Genomic DNA, 10413 nt, shown 5'->3' with positions numbered 1-10413 from the left:
GGGATTGGGTTACTTTTATGGGTATCAGCAGCAATTACCTATTATACTACCGAGCTGGCGGTAACAAATAAACGTGTTGTCGCTAAATTTGGGCTTATTCGCAGAAATACTATTGAAATAAATATATCTAAAATCGAGAGCCTTCAAGTTGAGCAGGGGGTTCTTGGCCGTATATTTAATTTTGGCAGCATTCTTGTTTCTGGTGCAGGCAATCCTCAAGCTGCTATTCCTGGCATTTCAGAACCACTTAAATTTAAAAATAGATATTTTGAGGTTCAAGAAGAAATTTAATGCGTATCAGTTATTCTCGCAAATTAAAAACTGACCGCCACCTTGTTTAGTTGCACTGTAATGTTTGAAGAAAATGATATGTATAGTTAATTATTACAATTAGTTAGCGAGTTTTCTGAGGTGGGTGTCATGCTAATTTTTGTTTGCAAGTATTCTTGATGCCGCTTCATTTGGGACACGAGATACAGAAATTAAAGGGCTTTTTCAATTATCTGAAACTTACGATTTTGAAACCATTATGGGGCAACTTGTATCCGCACAAATGGTTTTAGAAACTTATGGTGAAGACCCTACATTAATTACGCAAATTAAAGATGACCAAGAGATTTTAAAAAGTTCACTTGTTTCTGCAATAGCACAAACTCATCCAACTTTGCCAAGTAGAGTTACTGACCTTCAATTTGTTGCAGTAAGAAAATTTCTCTCTACTTTTCAAAATATATTCTCTTTAAATTATGACCTTTTATTATATTGGGCAATTAATAAGTTTGATTTAAAGCCTGATAATTATAGAGTTGATGATGAGTTTCGTTATCCAACAGTTTGGAGTGTAACAGGCACAAATCAAAATTTGTTTTTTCTTCATGGTGGTGACATGCCGCCATTGATTCGTTGCTCAAGCATTCGTACAGCACGTGGGCAAGGTTTGTTTGTGCTAATCCAACGCTCTAAAGTGCGCTCAGAGTTCATAAGTAAAAACTCCATGGCGGCACGGCGATCTAATTTACCAAAGTTCATAAAACCAGCGCGAAACAATAAATTTTTAAATGTATCCATAATAAATAACCCAATAAACAAACATTTTAATACGTTCCTAATTCAGGCAAAACTAAGCGGGTGAGACTTTCCAATAAATTAATTTGCACATTTCCATTCTTTTTTCAGATTGAAAAATTAACTTCAATTCATATAAACGAATAACGGCCAAAAGTAGATAACTTATTAAAACAGGGGTTACGATAGGAGTTTTGTTTGAATGGGTAGTCAGTGCCATTATGGCTAAAAACATCTCATTTAACATAATATAAATTATAGGTAGCAAGTGTATATTTAAAAAGAGTGCATAAATGCACTCTTACTATGTCCAATACTAGACGGTATCGGACATTAAGTGTTTTTATACAGATAATAAAAACACTGTATATAAATGTCAGTTTTAGACAAAACAATTAATCAATACTAAGCAAGCGTTCTGCTGTGTACTCGTTGGTTATTAATCCACTAATCATATTCGATCTAACTGCACCTAAAATTGCTAACACTTTTTCTTCACCTGCTGCTATGGCGTAAATTTCTTTATTAGTGTTTGTTATTAATGGCGTACTGGCTACACGTTGATTTACTGTGCACTCTAGCAATTGACCATTTTTATCATAAACCCAACTAATCATTTCACCAACAGCACCTAAGTCTTGAAGCTCTTTAAGTTCATCTGCATCAACAAAACCATCTATATGTAATGGTGATTTTTCACCTAAGCTACCAATACCTACAAATGTAACATCTGCATTTTTAGCGAGTTTTAAGTTAGCCCTTATATTTTGCTGTGCATGTAACTGATCTTTTTCTTCAATGCTTCTTGGTAAAACAGGCAATGGCATTGGGTAATGTTTTGCATTAGTATGCTCAGCCATTCTTACCACTACATCATATGGAGATGCTGATCCATCAAGTGCCATATTACCAAGCATGGCTACAATTTTATGTTGCGGACAATCAACGGTTCTTAGTTCATCCACACATGCACGTAAAACACGACCAGTACCCATAGCAAGAACTTTGGGTTGTTCTGATTTTAAATGACGTTCTATTTCTGCTGCGCCAGCTTGTGCTAAACCCAATGTTGATGAGGGTTCGGCTGGGTCGCTAGGAACAACTTCACACGATGCTAAACCAAAACGACTTTTTAGTCTTTTGTGCTAAATCCATACATTTTGCTATAGGGTGATCGAGCCTGACTTTTATTAATCCTTGGCTTACAGATAAAGCGACCATTCTTTGCGCTGATTGACGCGAAATATTGAGTTTTTTAGCAATTTCGTCTTGAGTTTTCCCCGCAACGTAATATAACCACCCTGCTCTTGCTGCATCATCGAGCTTTCTTATTTCAGTGTTCGATAACTTTACCACTTAAACCTCTTATTATTTTAGGAATAATATCCTGGGTCTGATGTTTACTTTAAATTATTTAGGCTTCAAACCAATAAAGTCTTTTTTGAATATATCATCTATTTATAAAATGCCGAAGCCTAGAATAGTATAAAAACCAATACCTTATATAAATACACAAAACAATAAAATATTGGTTAATTAAAAAGCTTAAAGTGTGGTTTTAATAGTCAGACCGTTTTTATCAAACTTGTGAGTTTTATTTTCCTGAGCACTTAAAAATATAGCATCACCATACTGAAGCGGACAATCACCATCGGCTTTAACAGTCACCGTCGTGCCACATTCAAGCGTTACATGTAAAAAGCTTTCTGATCCTAAGTGTTCTATAACACCTACTGTTCCTTTGTAAGTACCTTGCTCTTGTGAAATTATAAAATGCTCTGGTCGTATACCTAGATTAACTGTTTTTTTATCTTCACTTTGTGGTACTGCAATAAAGTTCATTTTTGGCGAGCCAATAAACCCTGCAACAAACTCATTAACTGGGTGTTTGTATAACTCAAGTGGTGTACCTACTTGCTCTATAATACCGCCGTTAAATACAGCAATTCTATCAGCCATTGTCATTGCTTCAACCTGATCATGTGTTACATAAATCATTGTTGTAGATAGACTTTTATGTAATTCTGATATTTCAAGTCGCATGTTTACACGAAGAGAAGCGTCAAGGTTTGAAAGTGGTTCATCAAACAAAAATGCAGAAGGTTGACGTACAATAGCGCGCCCTATCGCTACGCGTTGACGTTGTCCCCCCGATAATTGACCCGGCTTACGATCTAGGTAATCGGTTAGGTTAAGTATTTTTGCCGCATTAGCAATTTTACTTTCTATTTCTGCTGGGCTAACTTTTGCTCTTTTAAGAGGGAAAGCAATGTTATTGCGAACGGTCATATGCGGATATAACGCATAAGATTGAAACACCATTGCCAATCCTCTTTTTGCTGGCGGTGTATGTGTTGCGTCCTGTCCGTCTATTTCAATATTGCCGCTAGTTGTGTCTTCAAGCCCTGCAATCATACGTAATAATGTTGATTTACCACAACCTGATGGACCAACAAAAACGATAAATTCTCCATCTTTGATCTCCAAGTCCAACGGTTTAATAACATTTACTTCGTCGAAATTTTTAGTTACTTGCTTTAGTGTGATGCTACCCATGTGTATTCTCCTATTTTACTGCGCCGAAACTTAATCCACGCACTAATTGTTTTTGACTAAACCAACCAAGTATTAATATTGGCACAATTGCCATGGCAGATGCTGCCGATAACTTAGCGTAAAATAAGCCCTCTGGGCTTGAGTAACTAGCAATAAATGCTGTTAAAGGTGCCGCATTTGCAGCTGTTAAGATAAGTGTCCAAAATGCTTCGTTCCATGACAAGATCACATTTAACAATAGTGTTGAAGCTATACCTGGTAAGGCAATTGGTAATAAAACATGGAATATTTCTTCACCAATAGTTGCACCATCCATACGTGATGCTTCCAGTATTTCATTAGGTATTTCTCTAAAGTACGTGTAAAGCATCCAAACCATTATCGGTAAATTAATGAGTGTCATAACAATGACTAACCCTAATTTTGTATCGAGTAATCCAAAGTCACGAAACAATAAGTAGATAGGAATAAGCACGCCCACTGGCGGTAACATTTTGGTTGAAAGCATCCACATTAATAAATGTTTCGTTTTTTTAGTTTGTACAAATGCCATAGACCATGCAGCAGGAACTGCAATTAACAATCCAAGTAAACTTGAACCTAAGGATATAACTACTGAGTTCCAAAAGTGGTTAAAGTAAGGAGAACGCGATAGTACATCTGAATAATTTTCTAATGTCCATTCAAAAGCAAATAACGCGGGTGTTGCTGAAATTGCTTCTGATTCTGTTTTAAAACTGGTGATTAACGTCCATAAAATGGGGAAGAAAATCATACCACTTATCGTCCATGCAGCAATGGTATAAATTAGTTTGGAACGACGGCTATCTTTTATAGTCATAATTAACCCTCTAAGTTTTTGCCAATTAAGCGCATTAAAAATATAGCGACAATATTTGCGATAATAACTGCAACTATGCCCCCTGCAGACCCGCCGCCTACATCAAATTGAAGTAGCGATTGCGTGTAAATTAAATACGTTATATTGGTAGACGAGTAACCTGGGCCACCACTGGTTGTTACTAATATTTCTGCAAAAATTGACAATAAAAATATAGTTTCAATTAAAATCACAGCGGTTACAGCGCGCGATAAGTGGGGTAACACAATATAGAAAAACTTGCTTAATGGACCTGCCCCATCCAAATCAGCTGCTTCTAATTGTTCGCGGTCAAGTGATTGTATAGCTGTTAATAATATTAATGCTGCAAACGGTAACCACTGCCAAGAAACAATAATAATGATTGAAAACAACGGCATTTGAGCAAAAAAATCAATAGGATCAAAACCTAGCCATATTGCAAAGTGTGCAAATAAACCATTTACAGGGTTCATTAGCATGTTTTTCCACACTAAAGCAGAAACCGTAGGCATTACAAAAAACGGCGCAAGTACCATGATACGAACGTAGTTACGTCCCCATATTGCTTGGTCTAATAAAATAGCTAAACCAATACCACCGCAAATAGTAATTAACAAAACGCCCGTAACTAAAAGAAGAGTGTTAAAAAATGATTCAAAAAATGCAGGATCAGTTAGAAAGAACTCGTAGTTTAAAAAGCCTACAAATTCCTTTTCTCCTGGAACTAATAAATTATAATCAATAAAAGAAAAATATAATGTCATACACAGCGGTACTATCATCCAAGCTAGTAACAAAGTTACACTAGGAAGAAGCATGAACCGAGCAAGCGTACGCGAGTTAGTTGTTGCCATAACGGTGACCTTTAAAAAGCCAATTCTATTTACGTATTAACCAATGAGTGAAAATCAGAAAACCCTCAAGAGTCTTTAAAAACACACGTAAATAGAACTGACATAAAATAATGGGCAAGTTGAGGACTTGCCCGCCTACAAGATGTTATTTAGGGTATCGAGCTTTACGCATTGTTCTTTCAACTAGGCGTTGAGATGAATTTAGCGCTTCCTTAACCGTCATTTGCCCAGTTAAAGCTGCTGAAAATTGTTGACCTACAGCCGTTCCTATCCCTTGGAATTCAGGTATAGCAACAAACTGAATACCTACATAAGGTACAGGTTTGACGGTTGGGTTTTTAGGATCGGCTGTTTGAATTGAATCAAGCGTAATTTGTGCAAACGGTGCTGCTTCCATGTATTTTGGGTTGTTGTAAAGAGATTTACGTGTGCCCGGTGGTACTTTTGCCCAGCCTTTTTTATCCGCTACAAGTTGTGAGTATTCTTTAGATGTTGCCCAGCTGATGAATTTCATAGCCGCATCTTGTTTTTTACTACTAGATGGAATAGCTAAAGTCCACGACCATAACCAGTTACCACGCTTGCCTAAACCATTATCGGGTGCCAGTGCAAATCCAACCTTATCAGCAACCTCCGAGTCTTTTTTATTGGTTACAAATGCGCCAGCAACTGTTGCATCAATCCAAATACCACACTTTCCGGTTTGGAATAAAGCGAGGTTTTCGTTAAACCCATTTGCTGATGAACCCGCAGGACCTGACTCTTTCATTACATCAACATAGTACTGTAGTGTGTTTTCCCACTCAGGAGTATTGAACTGTGGTTTCCAATTTTCGTCAAACCAACGTGCACCGAACGAATTAGCCATTGATGTAATAAGTGCAACGTTTTCACCCCAACCTGCTTTACCGCGTAAACAAAGACCAAAAACACCTTCTTTTGTATCGTTCATCGCTTTTGCAGCTTTACGAATAAAGTTCCACGTTGGCGCTTTAGGCATAGTTAAACCGGCTTTTTCCATTAGATCTGTACGGTACATAACCATTGAACTTTCACCATAAAATGGTGCAGCATAAAGTTTGTCATTAATAGTTAAACCGCTGCGTATTGCAGGTAATAAGTCGTCTAAATCGTAGTTTTCACCTAAGTTATCAAGCTCAGTTAACCAATTTTGTTTACCCCAAATTGGTACTTCATAAGTACCAATGGTCATTACATCGTATTGGCCGCCTTTTGTTGCTACATCAGTTGTTACACGTTGACGAAGAATGTTTTCCTCTAGTGTTACCCACTTTAGGTCTATATCTGGGTGTTGGCTGGTAAATTCATTACTTAATTCTTTCATGGTGATCATGTCACCATTATTTACTGTTGCTATAGTAATTGTTTCTTTAGCATAAGCGTTGCTCATTGCCATGATGCCACAGGCAAGCATTAATAATTTATTTTTCATTGTAAATACCTTATCTCTAACGTTAAAAAGTGCACTTGTACTTAATAATAGCGTATAAAAAACACTTTATTAAAACAGCTCAAAATAGCTATATATTAAGTACTAAGTTACTGAATATAAGTTAAAACTTAACTGAAATCTCAGATGTGAAACCGTCAAACCCTGCGCCTATTTGGCCAGCAGAATTAACACCTTCTTCTTGATTTACATATTCAATTTTTAATAACGTCTTATCGTTAAACCAGTAACCTGCAGCAACTTGAATACGTTCTACTGTATTGTCTGTTTGCTCAATTAAATCAGATGTGTTTTCTGCTTCTGAATAACGAGCTGCTACATATAACTGCTTAGGGATAAGGTATTGCTGCGCTTCAAATACAAAATACTCTACCGAAGTATCGCCTTTGATCACGCTGTTTGAATCATACGTTGTACCATTAGCATCAGCCACTCCATCAGTACCAAAGTATGTGATACCTGCCACTGCATTACCCGCAGCATCTGCAAACGTATAATCATCAGATGATTTACCTACCATGAAAACTAGGCTTGTTTCATCAGACGGTTGGTATGCTAAATTTAGTTGTATAATTGACTGCTCAAGCCCAGGCATTGCGCCTACGTGTGTGTCACGTTCGTTTGAAGGTGAAGCAGAAAAGTTATAGTTTTCACCATCACCAAATCGGTAATTAGTCGTGGTAACACCGTCTAAGCTAGCTACGCCATTTTCAAAGTTTAGTTGGTCGCCTTGATTTGCTTTGAAAAGGTTTAAACCTGCTTTAAAGCCACCCTCAAACTCTAATGTACCTTGAAGGCGGTAATTATAACCACGGTCTTGCTGAAACGCTTCGCCAAAGCTAGACGTTGTTATGTGACCGGCAACATTGTATGAACGAAGTGCACCACTGTCGTATGTTTTAGTGTAGCTAAGCTGCGCACCGTTCTCTGCTGTAGCGTAGTCGGTTATGCCGTTACCAATAAGTGCATTGCCTTGGTTGTCTGCACCGTCTTGAAACCCTTTAAATTGGAATGGTGCTGCACCAATATTACCTAATCTGAGTGTAAGATTTTCATCTTCTTTTGGTGTGCCATAAAGGCCAAGCAAATCAAACTCGACGCCGGCAAAGTCATTATGAAATGAAAAGTCGCGGTCGCCTCCACCAAAATCATTTGGTTCCTCAGCAATATCAATATCGGCCGTAATAAACTCATTGATGTGAAATTTGAGCTGTAAATTAGCTCTTACACGGCCAAAGCCAGATTCTTGTACTTCATCTTCAGGGCGAAATGCGCCATCTTTTGCCTGAATAGACTGAAAGTTTTGCATTAATAGAAAATCTATATCTAAGCGTTCTAGATAATCTGAAACATCAGCCCGAGCTGAAGTCGATGTTGCCATTGCTGCTGCTAGAAGTGAAATTGCAAATTTTGTATTTTTATTTTTTAACATAATAAGCTCTTTAATTAGTGTGGTGTGATTTCAGTGTGTTTAGGTGAGTTACCATGAGCATAAGTGTAACATCGCATTGAAGTTACAATCATGAGCATAAGCCCAACTGTTGAGCATAATCACAGAATGAATTTAGAAGGTCAACGATTTTTTATTACAAAACATTTACAAAAAATATAATTTTTATGTAATTAATTTTGAATCAATAAGTTAAGTAGCAAATTTGTTACATTGAATTAAGGCAAAAAATAAAGATTTAATATGTTTTTTTATCCTAAGCAATCGATTTGTTTATTATATGAGCTGAAAAGTGTTGTTTTATTACTCTGAAATTTACTCTAGGTAGGGAGATATCGCATATTGAGATTTGCATACCTATTGGGTTACCTCGCACATTCGTGTGTTTTTACTGACAATATTCATATTGAATCAGTGAAAATACTGTAAACAACGGTTTAAGCCGCGCTTACATAAGTGCAACCATTTAAGTAAATAACTTATTTATTCTTTAATAAAAACGTCAGGCTGGGTGTGATTTTGTTTAGCCACTTTTAATCAATTACTTATGCTTAATATTACGCATCTTAGTCATTAATAAAATAATATGTACTTACCTTTGCAAATTAAGCGCGTGTTGATCTTTGTGGGTTGAAGTTGTTCAATCTAGGGGCGATTGAATCGCGGCGCGAGGTTGTAACCTTGTGTGTTCGGTAATTGCTCCTTCATTATTATCCTTATTTATGGGGTACAACTACACTGCATATTAATTGCGCTTTTTTGAGCATCTATCTTGAGGTTACGAGGGTGTTAGCATAGTATTGAAAATACTTTAGATGTATTAAATATAGAAGTAATTAACATATGGAATTTGTTCGACCTTTAGAGCCTATCCTCATTATTGATGATGTTAAGGAAATACGCGATTATCTGAATCAAATTTTAACTGACCTAGGCTTTGAAGATATTTTAGAAAGTACCAATTTTAACTCAGCTAAACCATTAATGAATGAAAAATCACCTAATGTTATTTTTTTAGATGTTGATTTACCTGATTCTGATGGTATTGACATCCTTGAGTTTATAAATAATACATACCCACATGCTCATGTTGTTATGTGCTCTGGACATAATAGTTTCGAAAATGTTCAAAACTCATGGGAATTAGGTGCAAATGGGTTTATAGAAAAGCCTTTTAACGCTAAAAAAGTTGACACCGTAATGAAGCGCCTCGAACTCATAGAATAATAAAAAAGGTTACCATGCAAAGTACTGTTACAGCCATCATAGAAGACTTATCAGGCGTTATTTTTGGGTAAAAAGACAACAAATAAAATTAGCACTTACTTGTTTGTTTAGTGAAGGTCATTTACTAATAGAAGATTTACCCGGCATGGGGAAAACAACCCTTTCCCATGCTTTAGCAGCTGTGTTAGGACTTTCTTATCAACGTATACAGTTTACCAGTGACTTGTTACCTGCTGACATTTTAGGCACAAATATATTTAATAGTAACGAGCATAGCTTTACGTTTCATAAAGGCCCTATTTTTAGCCAAGTTGTTTTAGCTGATGAAATAAACCGCGCAGGACCCAAAACACAAAGTGCGTTACTTGAAGCAATGGAAGAGCAACAAGTAACAGTCGATGGAAAAAAATATACGCTGCCAAATCCATTTTTTGTGATAGCAACACAAAACCCGCTTTATCAATCAGGTACTTACCCTTTACCGGAGTCACAATTAGACCGTTTTTTAATGCGTATTAGCTTGGGTTTTCCACCTAAAGAAGCCGAAAAACGCTTAATTTTGAATATGCAAAAACGAGATTACAGCCAATTACCTCAGCGCATTAACCAACAAGAGTTAACAGCAATTCAAACCCAAATAAGCAAAATAACTCTAAGCAGCCCGGTTGTTGACTACATTATAGAGCTTGTTAATTACACACGCACAAGCAACGCTTTTGCAGCATCGTTATCACCTCGGGCTAGTATGGCTCTCGCTAAAGCGGCTAGGTCGTGGGCCTTTATTGATGGTCGTGATTTTGTAATGCCAGAAGATGTTCAAGCCGTATTTGCAAGTGTGTGTCAGCATCGATTAGGTTTGCATAATGAGTCAGGTGAAGCACAAGTAAACGATATTTTAAAAAACGTTTTAGTTCCGGTGTAAACTTTT

Annotated in this window: 8 protein-coding genes and 2 pseudogenes; 4 read left to right on the top strand and 6 right to left on the bottom strand. The window is 36.8% G+C overall.

Going from position 1 to position 10413, the window contains the following annotated elements:
- Both P20652_RS18320 and P20652_RS20110 read left to right on the top strand, forming a co-directional pair.
- On the top strand, positions 1–291 hold a 291-nt coding region (locus P20652_RS18320; RefSeq protein ID WP_033017549.1), incomplete at its 5' end, for a PH domain-containing protein.
- A gap of 139 nt (positions 292–430) precedes the next feature.
- On the top strand, positions 431–1132 hold the full coding sequence (locus tag P20652_RS20110; RefSeq protein WP_008169447.1) for a DUF4917 family protein: 702 nt from the start codon (positions 431–433) through the stop codon (positions 1130–1132).
- A gap of 328 nt (positions 1133–1460) precedes the next feature.
- Here the strand turns inward: P20652_RS20110 and P20652_RS18310 are convergent.
- The 6 genes and pseudogenes from P20652_RS18310 to P20652_RS07715 all read right to left on the bottom strand — a co-directional run bounded on the left by P20652_RS18310 (position 1461) and on the right by P20652_RS07715 (position 8240).
- Positions 1461–2421 (bottom strand): annotated as a pseudogene (locus P20652_RS18310) (sugar-binding transcriptional regulator).
- Between the two features lie 189 nt (positions 2422–2610).
- Positions 2611–3621: an ABC transporter ATP-binding protein gene (locus tag P20652_RS07695; protein ID WP_008169442.1), complete on the bottom strand. Its 1011-nt coding sequence runs from the start codon at positions 3619–3621 to the stop codon at positions 2611–2613.
- Between the two features lie 10 nt (positions 3622–3631).
- Positions 3632–4462, bottom strand: a complete 831-nt coding sequence (locus P20652_RS07700; RefSeq protein ID WP_008169440.1) for a carbohydrate ABC transporter permease — start codon at positions 4460–4462, stop codon at positions 3632–3634.
- Between the two features lie 2 nt (positions 4463–4464).
- Positions 4465–5337 (bottom strand): carbohydrate ABC transporter permease, encoded by an 873-nt coding sequence (locus P20652_RS07705; protein WP_008169439.1) that lies wholly within the window; start codon positions 5335–5337, stop codon positions 4465–4467.
- A 145-nt stretch (positions 5338–5482) separates the two neighbouring features.
- Positions 5483–6790 carry a sugar ABC transporter substrate-binding protein gene (locus P20652_RS07710; protein WP_008169437.1) on the bottom strand — a complete coding sequence of 436 codons (1308 nt, stop codon included), beginning with the start codon at positions 6788–6790 and terminating at the stop codon, positions 5483–5485.
- A gap of 121 nt (positions 6791–6911) precedes the next feature.
- Positions 6912–8240: a hypothetical protein gene (locus P20652_RS07715; protein ID WP_008169435.1), complete on the bottom strand. Its 1329-nt coding sequence runs from the start codon at positions 8238–8240 to the stop codon at positions 6912–6914.
- 861 nt (positions 8241–9101) lie between these two features.
- Here P20652_RS07715 and P20652_RS07720 point away from each other — a divergent pair.
- On the top strand, positions 9102–9485 hold the full coding sequence (locus P20652_RS07720; RefSeq protein WP_008169434.1) for a response regulator: 384 nt from the start codon (positions 9102–9104) through the stop codon (positions 9483–9485).
- Between the two features lie 14 nt (positions 9486–9499).
- Positions 9500–10407 (top strand): annotated as a pseudogene (locus P20652_RS07725) (AAA family ATPase).
- Positions 10408–10413 lie beyond the last annotated feature (6 nt).

The organism is Pseudoalteromonas sp. BSi20652 (genome assembly GCF_000239855.1).
Taxonomy (GTDB): domain Bacteria; phylum Pseudomonadota; class Gammaproteobacteria; order Enterobacterales; family Alteromonadaceae; genus Pseudoalteromonas.
This window is presented reverse-complemented; position numbering and strand designations above follow the sequence as displayed.

Excerpts from the sequence above, each read along its gene's own strand:
- P20652_RS07695 (WP_008169442.1), bottom strand. The coding sequence starts at position 3,621 with ATGGGTAGCATCACACTAAAGCAAGTAACTAAAAATTTCGACGAAGTA.
- P20652_RS07700 (WP_008169440.1), bottom strand. The coding sequence starts at position 4,462 with ATGACTATAAAAGATAGCCGTCGTTCCAAACTAATTTATACCATTGCT.
- P20652_RS07705 (WP_008169439.1), bottom strand. The coding sequence starts at position 5,337 with ATGGCAACAACTAACTCGCGTACGCTTGCTCGGTTCATGCTTCTTCCT.
- P20652_RS07710 (WP_008169437.1), bottom strand. The coding sequence starts at position 6,790 with ATGAAAAATAAATTATTAATGCTTGCCTGTGGCATCATGGCAATGAGC.
- P20652_RS07715 (WP_008169435.1), bottom strand. The coding sequence starts at position 8,240 with ATGTTAAAAAATAAAAATACAAAATTTGCAATTTCACTTCTAGCAGCA.
- P20652_RS07720 (WP_008169434.1), top strand. The coding sequence starts at position 9,102 with ATGGAATTTGTTCGACCTTTAGAGCCTATCCTCATTATTGATGATGTT.